Genomic DNA, 19,648 nt, shown 5'->3' with positions numbered 1-19,648 from the left:
GTCGACAAGCGGGAGATCTACGTTCGGCTGGCCGGCCTGCGCTCTGCCCGTCGATCTGATGGGCACCCGGGGTCGGAGTCGGCTTTCGTGTCACGGTCCGGCACCCGGCGGACACCGCCACAGCGGCGCTCTTGACCTGACCGCGCGGCCGGCAGCGGAGTCGGCTCCTGGCCGATCGCCCCGACCGTCGACGGCCACCACCCCTTTCAGGCGCAGGGTTTGACCTGACCCGGACTCGGTAGGAGCTGGCACGGGGGGTCGCCCGCCCGGCAACCGCGGGCGCCGCCCCCATGCTTGGGGCTTGCCGGCTCTCCCCTGCGCGGCACTCTCGGAGCCAGACTCCGGCGGCGTCCGTTCTAGCTAGTGGACCGGGCGAACGGACGCCTACCATGAGCCGATGATCGAGCAAAGTCAGCGACGCGTTCCTATGCCGGTTGCCGCCGCATCGGTGATTTTGCTCGTGGCGACCGCGTTCCCGGCGACGACGATGTTCACGAGTGGTCCATCGATGGTCACCGGGTTGATACAGGTGCTTCTTCTCCTGGTGTTGGCTTACGGACTGTGGCGTGGTAGCGGGCGGGCCCGGTTTTGGACAACCCTCTTCTTGACCACCAGCGTTGTGTACGGCGTCGTCATGATCGGCAGGGCTGATGCCTTAGGGCTGCTAGAGATCTTTGGTGCATCAGTCATCGTTGGCCTGTTGCTGGTGCCCGCATCGTCCCGGCGGTGGTTTCACGACTTGCCGGCGGAGAAGTAGCACTGGCCGTCGCCGAGGGCGGGGCGGTCGCTGCCGCGCCGCTACCGGCCTGCCACCGGGTAGCGGGGCTCTGACCGACGTGCCGTTAGCTAGCGCTGGGGCACCGCGAAGGGCCTGTCGCCGCTCACGTCAGCGAAGTCGGCCCCGTCGAGTTCGAGCTTCCCGACATCACCACGGGAGAGCGGCTGGCTCGGCCGGTCGCCGTTCTGTTCACCTCCTCGCGGGGGAAGCTGCTGAACGACACCTACTGGTCGCAGTTGTGGGCGGACTGGCGCGAGGCTGCCGGATGGCCGAAGGTAGGCACCTTCCACTCCCTGCGCCACTTCTTCGCCACGACGCTGATGAGCAACGGTGTCGAGCCGCAGGAGGTACAGAAGGCGCTGAGGCATGCCAACCTGCGAGTCACGCTGGAGACCTACGTTCACTGGCTGCCGAAGAAGGACCGGCCGCGCGGCCTGGGCGCGGCCGACTCCGCGCCGGCTGGCCGTTGCGGCCACGGGTCCGACTCACCGCCGAGGGCCGGTGTCGTGCAGGGCTGCCCGGGCGGCAGCCGCCTCGTCCCGGATCTGCGCCGAGGCGACGGTGTCTCCGGCCTGACGGTGCGCCTCGGCCAGCGTGTCGAGACCGACGGCAAGCCAGCTCCGGGAGCCGACCTGCCGCCACAGCTTCACGGCGGCCTCCGCGCGCCGCCGGGCCAGCACCGGCCGCCCTACGGCGAGCTGCGCCTCGGCGAGCGCGTAGGCCACCGCAGCCTCGCCCCACACGTTGCCGAACTCGCGGTAGATCCAGAGGCTCCGGGCCAGTAGGCGGCGTCCCTCGCCGTGCGCGCCCTGGCGTACCAGAACGTCACCGAGCCAGCAGATGGCGTGGGTGGCGGTCAGCCGGTCGCCGAGGTCCTCGCTGATCGCAGCGGCCCGTCGGAAGCAGTCCGCGGCAGCCGGGTATGCGCCGAGAGCGCGGTGGCTCTGCCCCAGGCAGCGCAGGGCCTGGGCCTCACCGGGCCGGTACCCGGCTGCCCGGCTTACCTGCAGACACTCCTCGAACCGTGCCATGGCGGCGTCGACCCGCCCCTGTTCCAGGTCGATGACACCGATGCCGTTTGTGGCGTAGACGAGACAGTTGACGTTGTCACTCGCCCGGGCCAGTGCAACGGCCTCCTCGAACTGGCGCACCGCCGAGTCGTACTGGCCGAGCAGCCGGTGCACGTAGGCGAGGCCGGCGGCGGCGCTTTCCTGGTAGGCAGGCTCCCGACCGTCAGCGAGCAGCAGAGCTTGCCGGAAGTGGTCCAGTGCCTCCGGGTAACGGTCCAGGATGGTGGTGAGTTCGCCGAGACAGCGGTGAAGTTTGGCGGCGCTGCGCTGGTCGCCGGTGCGCAGCGCGGCGTCGAGAGCCTTGCTCTGGAGCCGTTCCCACTCGTCGAAGTGACTACGGACCTGGAAGAAGGTCGTCAATGCGACGGCCACTCCAGCCGCTGGCCCGATGTTCGGGTTGTCGAGCGCCTGGTCGACCAGGGCGATCAGGAAGCGGCGCTCGTCGTCGAACCACGCCACCGGATCGGCGACCAGCTGATCGATGTCCGGTGCCGGGAGCCGCCAGGACACCAGCTCGGCCGGTGGGCTGCCCTGGAAGTCCGCCCCGAGGGCATCCGCGGCGAGGTCGGCCAGGTGCAGGCTTCCGCCGAGCAGCCGGTCCAGTGCCGTCGCCCAGTCCTGCTGCGGAATCGCTCGCTGCGCCAACTCCCGGCCGAAGAGCCGGACAAGGTCGTGCAGCCGGTAGCGGAAGCCGGTGGCGCCGTTGGCTCCGACCTCCACAAGGTGTACCTCCACCAGGTCGTCGATGACGGCCTCCGCGTGCGCCATCGTGGTGTCGATGAGCGCTGCCAGCGCCCAGGCAGCGAAGTCCGGGCCGGGCGACAGGCTGAGCAGGCGCAGGGCCTGCTGCGCCGTCGGGGTCATCCCCCGGTAGGTCAGTTCCAGGCTGGCCCGGACGGCGATGTCACCGACGGCCAGCTCGTCGAGTCTGCGCTGCTCGTCGCCGAGCGCCTCGGCGACCCTGGCCAACGGCCAGTGCGGTCGGGCGGCCAGCCGTGCGGCGGCCACCCACACCGCGAGGGGAAGCCCCCCGCAGGTCTCCACGATGAACCGGGCGGCGTCGGGTTCGGCGGTGGTCCGCTCGCGGCCCAGCATCTCCCGCAGCAGCGCGAAACCTGCGGTCGAATCCAGGGTGCCCAGCGAAAGGCGGCGACTGCCCAGGTCCGCCAGTGTGGTCCGGCTGGTGACGATCGTGGCGCACCGACCACCACTCGGCAGCAGGTCGGTGACCTGTCGGGTGGTCGCCGCGTTGTCCAGCACGATGAGCACCTCTCGCTGCGCCAGCAGAGTTCGGTACAGGTGGACCCGGCTGGCGAGGTCCGGGGGCATCGCCCCACCATGCACGCCGAGCGCCCGCAGAAAGGCACCCAGCACGGCAAACTGCCCCAGTGGCTCGTCGCCGAATCCGCCCAGGTCGATGTAGAGCTGGCCGTCCGGAAACCGGCCCGTGAGCAGGTGCCCGAGGCGTACCGCGAAGGCGGTCTTGCCGACTCCGGCCGGGCCGCTGACCAACAACGTCACCGGCCCGGCTGAGTCCAGGTCGAGCAGCCGCCGCGCCTCGGAGAGTTCGTCGTCCCGACCGACGAACAGCGGCAGGTCAGGCGGCAGCAGGCAGGGGGGCCACTGCCTCCCGGCTAGCCCGTCTAGAGCGGAGCCGACGGGTGCTTCCGGCCCGGGTGCGGTCGGCGTGGCCGGCCCGGGTACACCGGCAGCCAATTCGAACCGGTCGCTCGGGGTCAACGCGTGGCGAGCGGCCACCCACTCCGCCACGATTGCCGGATTGCCGCCGCAGGCGCGCACCAGGGCTGCCACCAGTTCCTCGGACGGTAGTGAGATTCGATTGAGCGCGCTGGAGACGGTGCTGATCGGCAACTGATCGCCGGCACGCCGGGCCCTCCGCTCCAGCTCTCGGTACGAGAACCGGGACCAGGCTTTCACGCTGCGTAACTGGGCGACAAACTCGGCCGTCGTACGTGTCGTGCCGGGCCCCGGCGGCTGCATCATCACGCAACGTATTGTATCGATGCGCGATCAGTGCGCCCCTTCTGATCAATGAGACCCGACCGGTCCAGAGCCGGGATATGGGATTCTCCACCGGTGCACCGGACCGAGACCCGCTCGGGCGGGCCTGCCGGACGCCTTGTCGACCGCGCCAGCAACACGCGGGCCGCGCACCGGGATCGAGATCGTGCGCCGACCTGCAGACCAGTGAGGAATCATCGCGCCCTGCTGGGAGCACCTCTTGGTGTTCGGGACGGATCCGTACAGTCTCGTACACCGTGATGCCTTGCTCAGGGTAAGTGGTGGTGATTGGCTCATCTCACCCTAACAAGAAGGGTGAAGCGGCCGGATTGGCTATGACTTCCAACGGCCCTCCTGCGGCAATCAGGGCTGTTCTCGATGGCCGCCCTGGTGGCGCAATAGCAATTTGTTCCACCCATCCACATTGGCCTGATGCTCACGCGGAGCACTAGGTGGGAGTCAAATACCCATCGAAGGGAGTCGAATCTTATGCGCCGATTGCGGCGCCGGGGCGCCATGGCAATGGCGGCACTCGCCCTGGGATCTGGAGTCTCGATATCCTATGTTCAGCCTGCTCAGGCAGCATGCAGTTGGACCGTCTCGACGCCAGTCAAAAGCGGCGGCAAGGCGGTCACCACCGGGACCGCCTCGGGTTGTAGCACCTCATCCGGTTGGGAAACGCAGCTCTACGTCTGGAACGGAGCGAGTTGGCAGTTGTTGAACTACGTGACCTTCAGCGGCAACACGAGCCGCTCTGTTAGTCACACGTGCTCCGGAACGGGCAGCCACACCTTCAAAGGTGCGATATACAACGCCGCCACCGGCGCGTCCAAGACGTCAACGACGGCGCTGGCCTGCGGCGTCTGACCTCAGCTCAGCCGACATCTCTGCCGGAAATTAGAGGGGAATAATGAACTGGCGATTCCCCTCGCGAGGACGTCGGGCTGCAATGAGATTACCCATCAATCAGAAAGGTAAATGATGTCTGGAAATCTCGTCAGGAAGATTATCGGGGTCGGTGCTGGTACGGCCGTGGCGGCGACCCTTGCCGTGACCGTGTCGTCCACGCCCGCATCCGCCGCCCCGGTCTGGTGTGGAAACTGGTTGAGCGAGCCGTCCCTGGCGTCGAACATCTCGCCGGTCCCGGGGACAACGGCGAACGTCGGCGGGCCGACCTATATCCGGGTGAACCAGGGGACGTACGGCGGGAAGTGGTACGCCTGGGCGAAGATGTACAACTATGGCATGGACCTGGTATCGCTGATCTGGGTGAACCAGTCCGACAAGGCGATTTACGCGTGCGGCAGCCGCGACGGTGAACAGGAATGGTCCCAGGACTACACCGCCGGCGTCGACGACGCCCACGCCTACAAGGTGCAGGCGAAGTACAAGCACAGCGCCGTGGCATACGGGCCGACGGTGATCTGGCGATAAGCCGGGTCCTCCCGCATCGCGGCCATCGGCACCGCGGTGCGGGAGGACGGCGCGTCCCCCGTGCGATTTGACAGGGAGTGTCCTATGAGGGCTTTGAAAACCTGGGCTGCGGTGACTGGTCTGTTCCTTGCGGCGGTGCTCGCCGTCGCAGGCTGCCTGGCGAACACGACGTCGCGGAGCCCGGACGGGGTGCCCCTCGTGGGGCAGAACCCTGGCGGGGCGGCCGGGCTTGTCCTCCCGCTTGACAGCTATGAACTGACCTCGGCCGAAAATTTCGCCGTGCACCGGGCGAACATCCGATTGTTGCACGACTGCATGACTGCGTTTGGCCTGGCATTTTCCGAGTCAGCGCAGGCGCCGTCGAGGTACCCCCGACATGCGACGCTGCTGTACTGGCTCGGTTCACACGACGTGCAGAAGCACGGCTACGGAGGCCCGCCGGGATTCGCTGAGGAGGTGGCTGCCGCCGCTCGCCGGGAAGCGCGACCGATCGTGATTCCGGAAAACCAACTGTCGGTCTTCAGCGGTACCGAACCTCAGTTCTCCGGCCGGGCAGTGCCGCCGGGGGGTTGTGACGGACAGGCTCGGCGCTCGTTGCACCGCGGGGCTCTCGCAGTCGACCTCTCGGCCGTGGACCCGACCGTCATGCCGGAGCGCGGAGTCCAGGCGCTGGAGTCGCGCGCTGCCGACCAGGCGCGAACGGACGACCGCTATCGATCGGTAGTTGCTGCGTGGCGCAGGTGCATGCAGCGAGCGGGATACCCATACACAGATCCCGACCAGGCGCAGAGCGACCCACGCTGGGCGGAGCGCACCACCGCAGCGGCTCCGTCCGATGCAGAGATCGCCGTGGCACTCGCGGACCGCAGATGTCGTGACGAGGTCAACCTCTCCGGCGTGCTCCGGAGCGTGATCGCTGAGCACGAGATGCAGCTCATTCCGCGACACCATACGGCGCTGAGGCAGGTGTCCGAGCTACTGCGAACGAACCTCCGCAATGCCTACGGTGTTCTTGGCGAGTCCACGGGCGAATGACCCGGCACGGCGCCAGAGCCACTCTGGTGCGGCCGGCGGCCCCGGACATCGCGCACCTGCTCAAGGCCACCGATGACTACGTGCGCGAGGTGATCCACCCGTTCAACGCTACGGTGAACCACCGTCGGCGGCCGAAGCCGCGTCGGTGCCTTCCTCTGCCATGCCCACGCACAGGCCGGTGATCGCCGTCGTGGCGACGTAGACGATGGCGGTCAGTGCCATCAGAGCCAGCAGGGCGCTGATTTCCGAGCATGCCTCGGGTATGTCCGCCTCTGGATCGCTGATCTATAATCCGTGAGCCCGGAGACACCTCTCAACGGACCGGTACGACCATTCGCCCCCCCCCACACGAGTGCCTGACGTTTTACAGGCGTTTCCGGGCTCACTTGTGCCGGATCTGTGCCCGATGATCATGGTCGGACATCGAAGGCTATTCGCCCTCTGGCCTGACGAACGTCCCTCGTTGCGGCACCACGAACAGCGCGCCCTGGTCCACCAGCACGGCGATCGCACGGCGGACAGTCGCCCGAGCGAGGCCGTACTCCCCGACAAGCTGCGCCTCGGACGGGATGGCCCGGTTCGGCTGCCAGTCACCGCGACGAATTCGGGCTACGAGGATGCCGGCCAGTTGACGGTAGGGCGGCAGCGGTGCGCCGTGGTCGATGCGGGCGTCCGGGTCGGCCTCCATACGTCTGACCCCGTGGCTTCTGCTCGCTGTCCACTCCCGGTGCACTCCTCGGGCGGGGCGTAGGCACGAATGGTGCCGTTGTGCCGCGCAACTCTCCCGTCAGCGGTGAGGGCTACGGTGCGTTTGCAGACGGGGCACCGACCCCCCTGGTGCTGCGAGCGCTGAGCCACCTTGCCTCCTCGGGTAGGCCGTTGCACGTCTTCAGTTCTACCCGCCAAGCCGCGAGGTGCCGACCGACTCCAAACGGTTGTGCCCACGGAAGGGTCGATCTACGCAGTGGCCCGTTCTAGCGCTGAGGCGCGCGGGGTTGTCCGGTCGGCGTCGGGGGAACTGCCTGCACCCGCCATCCCGCGTGCACCCAGTCCCGGCCGGCTGCGGCTGTCGACTGCTCCTCTTGCTACGCCGTGCGCCGGGGCGTGACCGGCCGCCAGGCCGCACGCGCGCCCCGGCGCGGGCACGGCGGCGGGCCGCAGGCCCGCCCTTGACCAAGTAAAGAAAGTCTGAGCACACTACGCTTTAGTACTTCAGCAGGAGATCCGTTTTAGGGCTCTGTGAGTTTCCGTCTTTGGTAGTGGCTGGCCTTGGCGGCGGCTTGATGTCGCCGCCGGAAGATGGACCAGGCGATGACGTCGGCGATGCGTCGGGCGGGTTCGGGTCAGGGCCGTTTAGTCAAGGTATTCCAGGGACTTGACGGGGCCGTGGCTAGGCGGCCACGTTGAGAAAGAACTTTTCGTGATCGCCACCCGGGGCGCCGAACTGGCAGTTGACTACCCCACCGCCACCGTTGGTGGAGGCCGTCACCCCGAAGCCGACCAGGCGCAGAAACGAATTCGGAAACAACGTCGACTCGAAGGAGAACGAGCCACCTGCCTGCGGGAGAAGCTTGAACGTCTCGTGGGTACCCACGTGGACCTGGCAGTTGACGGTCCCACCGCCCGGCCCCCCGGGGATCTGCGGCAACTCGGCGGCGTCCATGCGCAGATGCACGTTCGAAAAGGTCGCCGACGCGAAGGCGAACGAGCCGTCGGCCTGCGGGAGAACCTTGAACTTCTCGTAGGGTCCCGCGCCAAACTGACAGTTGACGATCCCGCTGCCAGACCCGTTCCAGGTCGTCACCCCGGTGCCGTCCATGCGCAGATACACGTTCGGAAAGGTCGTCGAAAGGATCGTGATCGGTGCTTTTCCGGGCACCGCGAGGTCCGCCACTGACAACGGCATGAGAGATCCTCTCCTTCTTCGGGAATTCTCACTCACGATAGTCGGATCGTCATGGAGAGATAAACCCTGGCGTTTGGCGAAGGGCGAACGTAGCGACGATGGTGGACGGATGTGACAATACCGAAATGCAACACCATACCGGGATTCTCCCGAGCGGCGAGGACTGGCGGTGCCGGTTGGCCGAAGCCGAGGGCGAGCGCGATCAGCGTCGCGTCTTTTCCACCAGTAGTTCTGGTCAGGCCGAATCCGCCAACCAATTAGTGCGGTTGGCGCTGACGCTCGACCGCTGTTGACCCGTGGGCGAGTCGATGCCGAGCAACGGTCGTCTGCAATAAATGGCAAACTCGCTCGGCCTGGGAACCGGATAGGGCTAATGCTGGTCCATCTTCCGGCGGCGACATCAAGCTGCCGCCAAGACCAGCCACCACCAAAGACAGAAACTCACAGAGCCCTAAAACGGATCTCCTGCTGGAGTATCAGCCGTGCTGGCGGGTGACGGGCGTTTCGTTATGAGTGATCTATAAGCCGCTCGATGGCATTAGCCGCTTCACTGACTGACGCAGCCTCGGTGTCGATCCGCATGTCTGCGACCGGCAGGCGAAGTGTTTGCTTGACAGCCGCAAAGCGCTGGTCTTCGTCCCCGGTGCCGCGCGACCGGATGCGGCTGGCGAGTATAGCTGGCCGGGCGTATAGCTCGATTACAGTCCAGTTCGCCTCGGTGCCGTCGGCTGTAGCTTCAATCGCCTCGATCTGGCCAAGGTGCACGACTGGCACCCGGCCTGACTCCCATAGCTGCTCAAGTCCGAAGCAATCAACGAAGTATGTTGCGCCGTATCGGGTGTTCTCCCACAGGGTCGCCCCCGGTTCATGCCGCAACTTATCTGCTTCATCTGGGCTGATCGTCCGGTACCCACTCGTCCTCCCAGGCCCGCACTTTAGCCGCTTGAAGTGCGCAAAGCGCGGGTATCGGCCGACCATTTCAGCGGTGATTGTGTCTTTTCCGGTTGCGGGAGCGCCGTGGAGGATGAGGCATGCCAACCTGCGAATCACGCTGGAGACCTACGTCCACTGGCTGCCGAAGAAGGACGGGCCGCGCGGGCTGGTCGGCAACCTCCTACGGCAGGCAGACGGCATGCTGCCGAAGCATCCCACCGGTCAAGATCAAACCTGAGCTGTGCCCTGGTTGTGCCGGACGATCGTCAGCCGGAGTTCTTGCAGCTCAGAGGGGGTATGTGGTGGGCCGCCTGGGACTCGAACCCAGAACCTAAGGATTAAAAGTCCTCAGCTCTACCATTGAGCTAACGGCCCGCCGTACCAGGTTACCGGAACCCCGCTCCTGGGGCCGGCTGGGAGGGTTTCCCCTGTCAGGTCAGGCCGGTGCAGACAGTGGACGTCGCCGGGCCGTGCACCGCCCCGTGCCAGTTGGCGGCTCGGTCCTGCACCAGCAGCACAAGTCGATATACGCCCGGTGTGTACACGCGGGGTATACCCTCGGGGTATGGTCTCGGCATGAGTGTTCCCATGACCCTTCTCGGCCTGCTCGAACGCGAGCCCAGCCACGGCTACGACCTGAAGCGCGACTACGACACCTTCTTCAACCGGAGTAAGCCACTGCCGTTCGGCCAGGTCTACTCGACCCTCGGTCGGCTCGCCCGCGACGGCAAGATCGTGGTCGGCGAGGTCGAGCCGGGCGTAGGTCCGGAGCGCAAGCGCTACGTCATCACCGAACGGGGTGCGACCGAGGTCGAGTCCTGGCTGACCGAGCCGGTCGAGGCCGAGCCCAACCTGCAGACGGTGCTGTTCACCAAGGTCGTGCTGGCGCTCATGCTCAACCGCCCCGCCGAGGAGTACCTCGACATTCAGCGCGCTGCGCACCTGCGGCGGATGAAGGAGTTCACCGAGGTCAGGCGCAGCGGCGACCTGGTCGACGCCATGTTGGCCGACCACGGCCTGTTCCACCTGGAAGCCGACCTGCACTGGATCGACACCACGGTCGCCCGGTTGGACGCCCTCCGAAAGGTGGTCCGGCGATGAAGGCGATCGAGGCGCGGGACGTCGTCCTGTCCTTTGGCGAGACCCTGGCGTTGCGGGGCGCCAGCATCTCGGTGGCTCCGGGCGAGATCGTCGCCATCATGGGCCCGAGCGGCTCCGGGAAGTCCACCCTGCTGCACTGCCTGGCCGGGATCCTGGTGCCGGACTCCGGCGAGATCCACTTCGACGGCCGCCGGATCGACACCCTCAACGAGAACCAGCGCAGCGTCCTGCGCCGGGACCATTTCGGGTTCGTGTTCCAGTTCGGTCAGCTCGTGCCGGAGTTGACCGCCGAGGAGAACGTCGCCCTGCCGCTGCTGCTCGGCGGCGTCAAGCGGGCCGCCGCGCTCAAGGAGGCGCGGCCCTGGTTCGAGCGGCTCGGGCTCGCCGGGCTGGAGCGGCGCCGGTCAGGTGAGCTGTCCGGTGGGCAGGCGCAGCGGGTCGCTCTGGCCCGTGGCCTGGTCGCCCGGCCCGGGGCGCTGTTCGCCGACGAGCCGACCGGGGCCCTCGACTCGCTGACCGGTGAGCAGGTCATGGATCTCCTGGTCTCCTCGGCGCGCGAGCAGGGCACCACCGTCGTTCTCGTCACCCACGAGGCCCGCATCGCCGCGTGCGCCGACCGGCAGGTCATCGTGCGTGACGGCAGGGTGAACGCGCTGGTGCACTCATGATCCGGTTCGCGGTACGACTGTCCGTGGCCGGCGGGCGCGAAGCCGCCACCCGGCTCGTCATCATCGCCACCGCAGTGGCGCTCGGCGTCGGCATGCTCCTGACGGCGCTCGCCGGCATGAACGCGGTCGGCACGCAGAACGAGCGGTACGCCTGGCTCAACACCGCCGTCGCCCCGGCGTCGGCCGACCCGTCGGCCGACCCGATGTGGTGGCTGGCCCGCAAGGACTACTACCGTGGCGGGTCCATCGGCCGGGTCGAGGTCGCGGCGCTGGGCCCGGACGCGCCCGTTCCGCCGGGCATCCCGCACCTGCCCGGCCCGGGCGAGTTCTACGTCTCGCCCGCCCTCGGCGAGCTGCTGCGGACCTCGCCGGCCGTGGAACTCGGGGACCGCTTCCCCGGCCACGAGATCGGTACGATCGGCCGGTCGGCGCTGCCTTCCCCCGAATCCCTGCTGATCGTCATCGGCCGTACCCCGGCCGAACTGGAGCAGTTGGGGGCCCGGCAGGTCACCCAGATCATGACCACCTCCCCAAGCGACTGCAACGGCTGCTACGTCGGCGTCAGCGGCGACGGCATGGCACTCGTGCTCTCCGTCACCGCCGCCGCACTGCTCTTCCCGGTGCTCATCTTCATCGCCACCGCGACCCGGCTGGCTGCGGCCCGCCGGGAGCAGCGCTTCGCCGCAATGCGGCTGGTCGGGGCGACACCACGGCAGATCACCCTCATCTCGGCCGTGGAGTCCACAGTCGCCGCCCTGGCGGGCACAGTCGTCGGGTTCGGCCTGTTCCTCGCGTTCCGGCCGGGACTCGCCGCGATCCCGTTCACCGGCGAACCATTCTTCGCCGCCGACCTGTCACTCAACGTCATCGACGTCGTGTTGGTCGCGGTCGGTATCCCGCTCGCTGCGGTCGTGGCCTCCTGGCTGGCGCTGCGCCGGGTGCAGATCTCGCCGCTGGGCGTGAGCCGGCGCGTCACCCCGAAGCCGCCACGCGCCTGGCGGATGATCCCGTTGGTCGCCGGGCTCGCCGAGCTGACCTACTTCATCGGCCGGCGCCCCGACACGACCAACGGCCAGCTCACCGCGTACCTCTCCGGATTCCTGCTGATCCTGGTCGGACTGATGCTGGCCGGGCCCTGGCTGACCATGATCGGCGCCCGGGTGCTCGCCGGACGGGCGAGCCGGCCCGCCACGCTCATCGCCGGACGGCGTCTCGCCGACAATCCGCAGGCCGGTTTCCGGTCCGTCGGTGGGCTGATCGTGGCGCTGTTCGTGGCCAGTGTGGCGACCGGCACGATCACCACGTTTGTCGCCAACCGCGGCGCACCGCGCACCGACTCGGTGGCCGCGACCTCACTCGCGAAGAGGTTCTTTCCCGAGGATGGCCCTGCGCCGACCAAGGAGCAGATTCCGACGGGACTCGCGACGATCCCCGGCGTACGCAGTGTGACCTTGGTGCACCTCAACCCCGACGTCTCCGATTCAGGCGGATGGCCCGGCTTGATCACGTGCGCCGAGCTGGACCGCCTGGCGGTGTTCGGCAGTTGTCCCTCCGGCGCTCAGGTTGCGTCCGTGTACCCCGACCTCATCGGCCCGCGCGCGTTCGACCTGACCAGCGATTCGTACGTCTGGGAAGCCGCCGGCATCGCCCCCACGGAGGTCGACCGGCAGCCGATCCTGTCGGTGGTCGTCGACACGACCAGCCGTTCCGCCTTCGAGCAGGCCCGGACGCAGCTGGTGAGTGCGCTTCCGGCCGGGCTCCTTCCGGCGAGCGTCGGCGAGTGGGAGGCGGACTCCGCGCAGCAGATGGTGCAGTTCCAGCAGTTGGCCAACGTGGTCATGCTGGCCAGCCTGCCGATCGCGGGCTGCAGCCTGGCGGTGAGCATCGCCGGCGGGCTGAGTGACCGGAAGCGGCCGTTCAGCATGCTGCGGCTCACCGGGGTGCAGCTGCGCACACTGCGCCGGGTGGTCGCGCTGGAGACCGTCGTGCCGCTACTGACCGTCTCCGTGGTGGCGATCGGGATGGGGTTCCTGGCCGCGCAGCTCTTCCTGCGGGCGCAGTTGCGCTACACGCTGGTGCCGCCGGGCCTGTCGTTCTACCTCATAGCCGTCGGAGGGCTGGCGGTGTCGCTGGGAATCATCGCCTCGACGCTGCCGCTGCTGCGCCGGATCACCGGCCCGGAGGCGGCCCGGAACGAGTGAGCCACGCTCCCGTCACACCGACCTCACTGGGGCTGGGCGATGGTGGCGCCGCTGACGGTGTCCACATACCACCGCTGGTACTGCTCCAGCGGCCATCCGCGTTGCCGGACGAGCCAGTCGAAGTTGCGGACGTCCTGGGCCAACCAGAGGATGTCGGCCACCTGTTCGACGTCCAGGTCGGGGCGGAGGGCTCCCGTGCCGACGAGTTCTGCGGCGAACATGGCCATGCCACGGCGGCGCTCGTCGATGTTCTTGCGCCAGATCTCGGCGGCGTCCGGATCGGCCGTGGCCGCCCCGGCCAGCGCGAGCATCACCTGGGCCTGCCGGGTGTGGACCTCGACCAGATGGCGGGCGTAGCGGACGAGCTTGGCGCGGGGGTCGGCGAGCACGCGGATCTCGGCGACGAAGGGCCGGTCCGGCAGGGCCACCGGTTCGTCGTCGCCGGCCAGGGTGACGTCAACCAGCTGGGAGAGCAGTTGGCGCTTGCTGCCGAACACCGCGTACAGCGTCTGGACCGCGACGCCGGCTTCCGCGGCGACGGCGGTCAGCGGCGTGGCCGCGTAGCCGGGATCGACGAACAGCCGGCCAGCCGCTTCGAGGATTGCTCGCCGGGTCTGTCGGGACTGCTCCTGCCGCCGGGACGAGTCATAGCGTCTCTTGACAACCACGGTTCAAGTGTAGTGCTCTATTGGATAGAACTTTACTCTATCGAAAGGGCGCGGTCATGCCGTTCGGTGTGTTGCAGGAGATGCCCGGCGTCAGCGAGGCGGAGTACCAGCAGGTGGAGCGCCACCTCGGACCGGACCGGCCGCCGGGACTCGTCGCCCATGTCGCCGGCCCGACCGAGGACGGCTGGCGGATCATCAACATCTGGCAGGACGAGGCCGCGTTCCGTCGGTTCCAGTCCGAACGGCTGGTTCGGGCCGCAGGCCTGGCGGCGCAGGAGGACGGCTTCGATCCGGCAAAAGCGGCCAACTTCCGATCGATGAGCGTCGACGGCACCGAGATGCCGTTCTGATGGCCGACGCCGCCACCCTGCGGTCCCGTAACGCCGCTTTCTGGACGGGAGCGGCAGCCGGCTGGATCCGCCACGCCGATCGGCAGGACGAGATCGGCCGACCGCTGGGCGCGCCGGCCATGGATCGAATGGCCGCTCGGCCGGGCGAACGGATCCTTGATGTGGGCTGCGGCTGTGGGGGCACCACGGCCGAACTCGCCGGGGCGGTCGGCGAGAGCGGCGCGGCGGTCGGTATCGACATCGCCGAGGCGATGGTGGCCGCCGCCCGGCAACGGTTCTCCACGGACCGGTATCCGGGTATCCGGTTCCGCGCGGCCGACATCGAGACCCTCGACGTCGTGCCGGGGGCTCCGTTCGACGCGGCGTACTCGCGAATGGCTCTGATGCTGTTGGCGGATCCGGTCGCCGGCTGCGCCACGATCCGGCGGTCACTGCGCCCGGGAGGGCGCCTCGCCGCGACCGTCTTTCGCGACGGCAGCGTCAACCCGTGGATGTCCGCGGCGATGCTCGGCGCAGCGCCACATCTCGGGCCGTTGCCACCGCTGCCGGTGGGCGACGAGCCCGGTCCGTTCTCCTTCGCCGACCCGGCGCGGCTCGCCCGGGTCCTCACCGTCGCCGGCTTCACCGCCGTCACGGTCACGTCGTGTGACGTCGCGATGGATGCTCCGGACGACGCCGATGCCGTGGCCGAATGGCTTGTCGAGATCGGCCCCGCCGGTGCCGCGTACCGGGCGGCTCCGCTGGCTGGGCAGGCTTTGGCTCGGGCGGGGGCGGTCCGGCTGCTCGACCGGTTTCGCGCACCCGGCGTCGGCTACCGACTGCCCGCCGGCCTGTGGCTCGTCACCGCGATCGCCGCCAGGGTTGACGGTGAGTCACGCGTTCCACAGTCCGCTGACGGGCCATCCGCTGCGGCCCGACCGCCGGTCACCCACCACCGACAACCACGTCAGGACGAGAACCGATGAGAACGATCCGAACGCTCGCGCCGGCCCTCTGTCTTGTGCTCGCCCTGACGGCGTGTGCCGACGCCGACGCGCCCGAGCCCTCCGGGGCTGCGGCACCGGGCACCCCCGCAGCAGCCGACGCCGCGTCCAGCGCGGTCGGATCCGCTCCGGCCGGTGGCTCGACGCCGGTGTCGGCGAAGGAGGTGTGTGCCTACCTGGACGGCCAGTTGCCGACGCTGCGAGGGATCGGGTCCGAGACGGGCACGATGGCCAACCTCACTGTGAACCTCTATTCCTGGTACGAGAAGCAGGGTGCCGTGCCGACCGGCCGGCAGATCGACGATCAGACCCGGCAGGAGTGCCCGGCGACCCGGACCGAGGTGCTCGAACTCGCCGGTATGGAGAGCTTCGAACGTTTGTAACCGCCACGAGCGGGCGGTCAACGGCGGCGGCGCATGACGGACGGCGAATCCGGGTATGGTGCGGTGTGTCGGTGTCGTCGGGCTTTCGCCAGTAATCGAGACACTGATCGGGCCCCAGGGCGAGCGCCGGGTCTGTCACGAGGTCGTCGGCACGAGCTGCCGGGCGACCTGATCTGCCTCTTTTTCGAAGACAGGACTACCGCATGGCATCGAATGCTAACGATCAACCGGTGTTGTTCTTCGCCACGGCGAGCACCGACGGGCTCGACGGTCCGGGCGTGACCTTCGACGGCAGCGAGGAGGCGATGCGGCGACTGCGCCATCCGTTCGCGGTGCAGCAGACCCAGCCGCCGGCGGGCCGTAACCCGGAGCAGCGCGCCTGACCCAGTTTCCGTCGGGCGGGCCGACGGGGCATGAAGTGGTCGAGATCAGCCGCACGCGGAGCGGGCGGCCTACGCGGTTCATGGGCGCAGGAGGGTCTTGATGGCGCGGCGTTCGTCCATGGCCCGGTAGCCCTCGGCTGCCTGCTCCAGGGGCAGTTCGAGGTCGAACACCCTGCCCGGGTCGATCTGCCGGTCTCCGATCAGCCGCATCAGCTCGGGGAGGAAGCGACGCACGGGGGCGGGCCCTCCGTGCAGGTGCACTCCGGAGAAGAACAGTTCCAGGCCGGGCAGCTCGACGCCGTGGGTGACGCCGACGTAGCCGACGTGCCCGCCGGGGCGGGTGGAGTGGATGGCCTGCATCATCGACTCCCTGGTGCCGACGGCCTCGATGGTCGAGTGCGCCCCGAGCCCGTTGGTGAGTTCCTTGATCCGGGCGACGCCCTCGTCGCCGCGTTCGGTGACGATGTCGGTGGCGCCGTAGTGCAGGGCGAGCTTCTGCCGGTCCTCGTGGCGACTCATCGCGATGATCCGTTCGGCGCCGAGCTGCCTGGCCGCGAGCACGCCGAGCAGCCCGACCGCGCCGTCGCCGACCACGACGACGGTCTTGCCCGGCCCTGCCTCGGCGGCCACCGCGGCGAACCAACCGGTGCCCAGCACGTCGGAGGCGGCCATGAAGTCCGGGACCAGATCGTCGGACGGTACGTCGTCGGCGGCGACCAGGGTGCCGTCGGCGAGCGGAACCCGCGCGAACTGCGCCTGCGTGCCGATGGCACCCATCGGCTCGGCGTGCACGCAGCGGGACTGGTAGCCGGCCCGACAGATCTCACAGGTGTTGTCCGAGGCGAAGAACGAGCCGACCACGAACTGCCCCGGCTTGACGTTGCGCACGTCGCCGCCGACTTCCTCGACGATGCCGACGTACTCGTGGCCCATCGGCGCGGGCCCGGCGGACTTCTCGATGCCCCGGTATGGCCACAGGTCCGAACCGCAGACGCAGGTGGCGGTCAGCCGGATGATCGCGTCGGTGGGCGCGAGGATCCGGGGATCCTCGCGATCCTCCACGCGGACGTCACCGGGGGCGTACAGAAAAACACCACGCATGATTTCTCCTCCAGGGTTCTTCGCCATTAGCTACCCGGCTGGGACGCGGGCATCCGCGCCAGCACCGGGGGATGAAGCGGGCCGGAACGGGGACAGGGCGGCCGTACCCGGTCAGATGTCCAGTACACCCGGCCGCTTCGCGGCGGGGAAGTCACTGACGATGGGTGTACCGCCAGTGCATCCCACGACCCCGCAGCCCGTCGTACTGTCGAGGTCGTGGACAACCGAGCCGAGGTGCGCGACTTTCTCACCACCCGCCGCGCCAAGATCACCCCCGAGCAGGCCGGACTGCCCACCGCCGGGCAGCGCCGCGTCAAGGGGCTGCGCCGCAGCGAGGTCGCCGCGCTGGCCGGGATGAGCGTCGAGTACTACGCCAAACTCGAACGGGGCACCCTCGCCGGAGTCTCCGCCGGTGTGCTCGACGCGATCGCCCGCGCCCTGCGGCTCGACGACGCCGAACGGGCTCACCTGGTGCGCCTCGCCCAGGAGGCGAACGGCAGCAACGCGATCCTGCGACCCCGCCGCCGGCCCAGGCAGTGGGCCGTCCGGCCCAGCCTGCAATGGTCGCTCGACACGATGAACACCCCGGCGATCCTCGTCAACAACCGCTCGGACATGCTCGCCGCCAACCACCTCGGCCGGGCCATGTACAGCGACGCGTACGCCGATCCGACGTGCCCGCCGAACATCGCCCGATTTGCGTTCCTCGACAGCGCGGCCCGCCGCTTCTACCCCGACTGGGACCTCGCGGCCGACATGACGGTGGCGAACCTGCGTACCGCAGCCGGCAAGGACCCCCACGACAAGGGCCTGCACGACCTGGTCGGGGAGCTCTCCACCCGCAGCGACGACTTCCGCCGCCGCTGGGGGTCGCACAACGTGCGCACCCACGCCACCGGCGTCAAGCACTTCCGCCACCAGGTGGTCGGTGACCTCACGCTCGCCTGGGAGAGCCTCGACCTGCGCGCCGAACCCGATCTCACCCTGACCATCTACACCGCCGAACCGAACTCGCCGAGCGCCCACGCCCTCAGCCTCCTCGCGTCCTGGGCCCTCACCTCGCGGACGGAGCCGGGCGGGGCGACACAGCGGGCCTGACCGGCTTCCTCCTGAGCCGATTCGAGCGCGCTCGTGCAGAACGTGATCAGGCCCGGGGCTCTGCTGTGGACGCGGAATGACCGGAAGGTCAGCCGGCCGGGGTCAGGGCTGGGTCAATCCGATGATGGCGGCCAGCCGGGTCACGTCGGCGGCGGCGCGGCCGTCGCGGAGCACGGCGGTCAGCACCGTACGGGCGGCGGGGCGGATGCGGGTCTCGGCGGGGGCGATCCGGTCGGCGGTGACCAGGGCGCGGCCGGCGGCGTGCGGGTTGCCGGAGTCGACGTGGATGCGGGCCATGTCGATCAAATGGGCTGCCCGATGCTCGGCGGGGAGCCGGTTCCAGGCGTCCCCGACGGCGGTGCGCTTGTGGAGGCTGACGGCCTGGTGGGGGTCGCCGAGCTCGGCGGTGATGAGGGCGCGGGCGAGGGCGGCCACGCTCGGGCCGTACTCAATGTCGTCGTTGTCGCGGTCGGGGCGGTCGCCGTGGGCGTCGGCGAGGCGGGTGGCGTGGTCGATGAGGTTGCGGGCGGCGGCCGAGTCGGTGCGGGCGGCGGCGAGAGCGGCCTCGACCAGCAGGGTTCCGGCCAGGGCGAGGCGGTCCGGCGGGACGTCGTGGGACGGGTGCGGGGCGAGTCGGCGCACGGCGGTGCTGGCGGCGATCAGCGCGAGCCGGCCTTCTTCCAGGGCGCGTAGCGCCTGGACCAGGGCGATCGCCGCGACTGCCGTGCGTCGGGGGTCACCGGCGGCGGTGGCCATCGCCCGGTCGGCGGCCAGCCAGGCCAGGTTGGCCTCGCCGAGTTTCACCAGCATCTGAGCGGCGAGCCGATAGATGCGCACCAGCAGGTCGGCGGCGCGCGCCGAACCGGTCGGTGCCCCGTGTTCGCGGGCCTGACGGGCGTCGGCGAGCAGGTCGGGCAGCATCCGCAACGCCTGGGAGTGGTGGGCGCGCCGGTACGCCAGCCACGCGTACGTCACCTGGCGGTCCAGCTCTTCGAGGGGCAGCGGCGGTCGCCAGCCGGCCTCGCCGGGGCCGGGGGTGTGGTAGCAGGCGAGCGCCGCTCGCACCCGTTCGACGGCAGCGGCGACGCCCGCCGCCAGCTCGCCTCGGCGGGTCTCCCGGGCGAGCAGCACCTCCGGGGCGACGCCGAGGACCGCAGCGACCGCTTCGAGGACCGAGATCCGATCGAGGGTACGCAGACCGCGCTCGACCTTGTCCACCCAGCTCTTCGACCTGCCGACCCGGCTGGCGAAGATCTGCTGGGTCATTCCCCGTCGGGTACGCAACTGCGCCACCCGCCGCCCGATCGGCGGCTGCCCGCTGTTGCGCCGGTTCGGCCCGTTCATCGGTCCTCCGTGTGGTGCATGGTCTCGGTGGACTCGCCGCAGCGCGGGCACCACCTCGACTTGACCCGGAACGCGAGGAGCCCGAGCAGGAACCCCGGCACCAGGCCGCCGAACACGATCGACACGGTCTCGGCAATCACAAGCAGTCTCGCCCTTCTGGTGGAGGCCGGCGGCGGGCGTTGCCGCGCCT

Annotated in this window: 20 protein-coding genes, 1 tRNA gene and 1 pseudogene; 13 read left to right on the top strand and 9 right to left on the bottom strand. The window is 69.0% G+C overall.

Going from position 1 to position 19,648, the window contains the following annotated elements; genetic code table 11:
- Nucleotides 1-397 precede the first annotated feature (397 nt).
- Together OG559_RS10480 and OG559_RS10475 are read left to right on the top strand one after the other, a co-directional pair.
- A complete protein-coding gene (locus OG559_RS10480) occupies nucleotides 398-757 on the top strand; it encodes a hypothetical protein (RefSeq protein WP_405114707.1) in 360 nt (119 codons plus the stop codon).
- A gap of 95 nt (nucleotides 758-852) precedes the next feature.
- Nucleotides 853-1,173 (top strand): annotated as a pseudogene (locus OG559_RS10475) (tyrosine-type recombinase/integrase); the annotation flags it as partial.
- A gap of 90 nt (nucleotides 1,174-1,263) precedes the next feature.
- Here OG559_RS10475 and OG559_RS10470 read toward each other — a convergent pair.
- The gene (locus OG559_RS10470; RefSeq protein WP_405116552.1) at nucleotides 1,264-3,852 is read right to left on the bottom strand and encodes an ATP-binding protein; all 2,589 of its coding nucleotides are present in this window, start codon (nucleotides 3,850-3,852) and stop codon (nucleotides 1,264-1,266) included.
- 999 nt (nucleotides 3,853-4,851) lie between these two features.
- Here OG559_RS10470 and OG559_RS10465 point away from each other — a divergent pair.
- Together OG559_RS10465 and OG559_RS10460 are read left to right on the top strand one after the other, a co-directional pair.
- Nucleotides 4,852-5,304 carry a hypothetical protein gene (locus OG559_RS10465; RefSeq protein WP_405114705.1) on the top strand — a complete coding sequence of 151 codons (453 nt, stop codon included), beginning with the start codon at nucleotides 4,852-4,854 and terminating at the stop codon, nucleotides 5,302-5,304.
- Nucleotides 5,305-5,415: 111 nt separating this feature from the next.
- Nucleotides 5,416-6,339 (top strand): hypothetical protein, encoded by a 924-nt coding sequence (locus OG559_RS10460; RefSeq protein ID WP_405114703.1) that lies wholly within the window; start codon nucleotides 5,416-5,418, stop codon nucleotides 6,337-6,339.
- 430 nt (nucleotides 6,340-6,769) lie between these two features.
- Here OG559_RS10460 and OG559_RS10455 read toward each other — a convergent pair whose 3' ends face one another.
- From OG559_RS10455 to OG559_RS10445, 3 genes are all read right to left on the bottom strand, one after another.
- Entirely contained in the window at nucleotides 6,770-7,027 is a 258-nt protein-coding gene (locus OG559_RS10455; RefSeq protein WP_405114700.1) for a GntR family transcriptional regulator, read from the bottom strand.
- Nucleotides 7,028-7,729: 702 nt separating this feature from the next.
- Entirely contained in the window at nucleotides 7,730-8,245 is a 516-nt protein-coding gene (locus OG559_RS10450) for a hypothetical protein (RefSeq protein WP_405114698.1), read from the bottom strand.
- 507 nt (nucleotides 8,246-8,752) lie between these two features.
- Entirely contained in the window at nucleotides 8,753-9,019 is a 267-nt protein-coding gene (locus OG559_RS10445) for a hypothetical protein (RefSeq protein WP_405114696.1), read from the bottom strand.
- Nucleotides 9,020-9,269: 250 nt separating this feature from the next.
- Between OG559_RS10445 and OG559_RS10440 the strand changes: the two genes are divergently transcribed.
- Nucleotides 9,270-9,416 (top strand): hypothetical protein, encoded by a 147-nt coding sequence (locus OG559_RS10440; protein WP_405114694.1) that lies wholly within the window; start codon nucleotides 9,270-9,272, stop codon nucleotides 9,414-9,416.
- A 62-nt stretch (nucleotides 9,417-9,478) separates the two neighbouring features.
- Here the strand turns inward: OG559_RS10440 and OG559_RS10435 are convergent.
- A tRNA-Lys gene (locus OG559_RS10435) sits at nucleotides 9,479-9,553 on the bottom strand.
- 201 nt (nucleotides 9,554-9,754) lie between these two features.
- Here OG559_RS10435 and OG559_RS10430 point away from each other — a divergent pair.
- Genes OG559_RS10430 through OG559_RS10420 form a run of 3 tightly spaced genes read left to right on the top strand, consistent with a single transcriptional unit; the run spans nucleotide 9,755 to nucleotide 13,148 of the window.
- The gene (locus tag OG559_RS10430) at nucleotides 9,755-10,279 is read left to right on the top strand and encodes a PadR family transcriptional regulator (protein WP_405114692.1); all 525 of its coding nucleotides are present in this window, start codon (nucleotides 9,755-9,757) and stop codon (nucleotides 10,277-10,279) included.
- On the top strand, nucleotides 10,276-10,947 hold the full coding sequence (locus OG559_RS10425; protein WP_405114690.1) for an ABC transporter ATP-binding protein: 672 nt from the start codon (nucleotides 10,276-10,278) through the stop codon (nucleotides 10,945-10,947). Before OG559_RS10430 ends, OG559_RS10425 begins: the two co-directional genes overlap by 4 nt.
- A complete protein-coding gene (locus OG559_RS10420) occupies nucleotides 10,944-13,148 on the top strand; it encodes an FtsX-like permease family protein (RefSeq protein ID WP_405114688.1) in 2,205 nt (734 codons plus the stop codon). Before OG559_RS10425 ends, OG559_RS10420 begins: the two co-directional genes overlap by 4 nt.
- Nucleotides 13,149-13,171: 23 nt before the next feature.
- On the opposite strand, the gene OG559_RS10415 is transcribed toward OG559_RS10420, so the two are convergent.
- On the bottom strand, nucleotides 13,172-13,816 hold the full coding sequence (locus tag OG559_RS10415; protein WP_405114686.1) for a TetR/AcrR family transcriptional regulator: 645 nt from the start codon (nucleotides 13,814-13,816) through the stop codon (nucleotides 13,172-13,174).
- Nucleotides 13,817-13,872: 56 nt separating this feature from the next.
- On the opposite strand from OG559_RS10415, the gene OG559_RS10410 reads away from it, so the two are divergent.
- The 4 genes from OG559_RS10410 (at nucleotide 13,873) to OG559_RS10395 (ending at nucleotide 15,915) form a co-directional block, all read left to right on the top strand.
- Nucleotides 13,873-14,166: a hypothetical protein gene (locus tag OG559_RS10410; protein WP_405114685.1), complete on the top strand. Its 294-nt coding sequence runs from the start codon at nucleotides 13,873-13,875 to the stop codon at nucleotides 14,164-14,166.
- A complete protein-coding gene (locus tag OG559_RS10405) occupies nucleotides 14,166-15,131 on the top strand; it encodes a class I SAM-dependent methyltransferase (protein WP_405114683.1) in 966 nt (321 codons plus the stop codon). Before OG559_RS10410 ends, OG559_RS10405 begins: the two co-directional genes overlap by 1 nt.
- Nucleotides 15,128-15,532, top strand: a complete 405-nt coding sequence (locus OG559_RS10400; RefSeq protein ID WP_405114681.1) for a hypothetical protein — start codon at nucleotides 15,128-15,130, stop codon at nucleotides 15,530-15,532. The genes OG559_RS10405 and OG559_RS10400 overlap by 4 nt, the downstream gene beginning before the upstream one ends.
- A 203-nt stretch (nucleotides 15,533-15,735) precedes the next feature.
- Nucleotides 15,736-15,915 carry a hypothetical protein gene (locus tag OG559_RS10395; protein WP_405114679.1) on the top strand — a complete coding sequence of 60 codons (180 nt, stop codon included), beginning with the start codon at nucleotides 15,736-15,738 and terminating at the stop codon, nucleotides 15,913-15,915.
- Between the two features lie 78 nt (nucleotides 15,916-15,993).
- Here the strand turns inward: OG559_RS10395 and OG559_RS10390 are convergent, their stop codons facing one another.
- Nucleotides 15,994-17,016 carry a zinc-dependent alcohol dehydrogenase family protein gene (locus OG559_RS10390; protein ID WP_405114677.1) on the bottom strand — a complete coding sequence of 341 codons (1,023 nt, stop codon included), beginning with the start codon at nucleotides 17,014-17,016 and terminating at the stop codon, nucleotides 15,994-15,996.
- Nucleotides 17,017-17,232: 216 nt separating this feature from the next.
- Between OG559_RS10390 and OG559_RS10385 the strand changes: the two genes are divergently transcribed.
- On the top strand, nucleotides 17,233-18,114 hold the full coding sequence (locus tag OG559_RS10385; RefSeq protein WP_405114674.1) for a helix-turn-helix transcriptional regulator: 882 nt from the start codon (nucleotides 17,233-17,235) through the stop codon (nucleotides 18,112-18,114).
- 102 nt (nucleotides 18,115-18,216) lie between these two features.
- Here the strand turns inward: OG559_RS10385 and OG559_RS10380 are convergent, their stop codons facing one another.
- Both OG559_RS10380 and OG559_RS10375 read right to left on the bottom strand, forming a co-directional pair.
- Nucleotides 18,217-19,458: a helix-turn-helix domain-containing protein gene (locus tag OG559_RS10380; protein WP_405114672.1), complete on the bottom strand. Its 1,242-nt coding sequence runs from the start codon at nucleotides 19,456-19,458 to the stop codon at nucleotides 18,217-18,219.
- A complete protein-coding gene (locus OG559_RS10375) occupies nucleotides 19,455-19,598 on the bottom strand; it encodes a hypothetical protein (protein ID WP_405114670.1) in 144 nt (47 codons plus the stop codon). The genes OG559_RS10380 and OG559_RS10375 overlap by 4 nt, the downstream gene beginning before the upstream one ends.
- Nucleotides 19,599-19,648: the final 50 nt, after the last annotated feature.

The sequence above is a fragment of the Micromonospora sp. NBC_01405 genome (assembly GCF_045040155.1).
Classification (GTDB): Bacteria; Actinomycetota; Actinomycetes; order Mycobacteriales; family Micromonosporaceae; genus Micromonospora.
The sequence above is the reverse complement of the archived record's forward strand: the minus strand, read 5'-3'. Positions and strand labels throughout refer to the sequence as shown.

Excerpts from the sequence above, each read along its gene's own strand:
- OG559_RS10425 (WP_405114690.1), top strand. The coding sequence starts at position 10,276 with ATGAAGGCGATCGAGGCGCGGGACGTCGTCCTGTCCTTTGGCGAGACC.
- OG559_RS10450 (WP_405114698.1), bottom strand. The coding sequence starts at position 8,245 with ATGCCGTTGTCAGTGGCGGACCTCGCGGTGCCCGGAAAAGCACCGATC.
- OG559_RS10400 (WP_405114681.1), top strand. The coding sequence starts at position 15,128 with ATGAGAACGATCCGAACGCTCGCGCCGGCCCTCTGTCTTGTGCTCGCC.
- OG559_RS10390 (WP_405114677.1), bottom strand. The coding sequence starts at position 17,016 with ATGCGTGGTGTTTTTCTGTACGCCCCCGGTGACGTCCGCGTGGAGGAT.
- OG559_RS10395 (WP_405114679.1), top strand. The coding sequence starts at position 15,736 with ATGGCATCGAATGCTAACGATCAACCGGTGTTGTTCTTCGCCACGGCG.
- OG559_RS10455 (WP_405114700.1), bottom strand. The coding sequence starts at position 7,027 with ATGGAGGCCGACCCGGACGCCCGCATCGACCACGGCGCACCGCTGCCG.
- OG559_RS10465 (WP_405114705.1), top strand. The coding sequence starts at position 4,852 with ATGTCTGGAAATCTCGTCAGGAAGATTATCGGGGTCGGTGCTGGTACG.
- OG559_RS10405 (WP_405114683.1), top strand. The coding sequence starts at position 14,166 with ATGGCCGACGCCGCCACCCTGCGGTCCCGTAACGCCGCTTTCTGGACG.
- OG559_RS10440 (WP_405114694.1), top strand. The coding sequence starts at position 9,270 with ATGAGGCATGCCAACCTGCGAATCACGCTGGAGACCTACGTCCACTGG.
- OG559_RS10480 (WP_405114707.1), top strand. The coding sequence starts at position 398 with ATGATCGAGCAAAGTCAGCGACGCGTTCCTATGCCGGTTGCCGCCGCA.
- OG559_RS10410 (WP_405114685.1), top strand. The coding sequence starts at position 13,873 with ATGCCGTTCGGTGTGTTGCAGGAGATGCCCGGCGTCAGCGAGGCGGAG.
- OG559_RS10430 (WP_405114692.1), top strand. The coding sequence starts at position 9,755 with ATGAGTGTTCCCATGACCCTTCTCGGCCTGCTCGAACGCGAGCCCAGC.
- OG559_RS10420 (WP_405114688.1), top strand. The coding sequence starts at position 10,944 with ATGATCCGGTTCGCGGTACGACTGTCCGTGGCCGGCGGGCGCGAAGCC.
- OG559_RS10470 (WP_405116552.1), bottom strand. The coding sequence starts at position 3,852 with ATGATGCAGCCGCCGGGGCCCGGCACGACACGTACGACGGCCGAGTTT.
- OG559_RS10380 (WP_405114672.1), bottom strand. The coding sequence starts at position 19,458 with ATGAACGGGCCGAACCGGCGCAACAGCGGGCAGCCGCCGATCGGGCGG.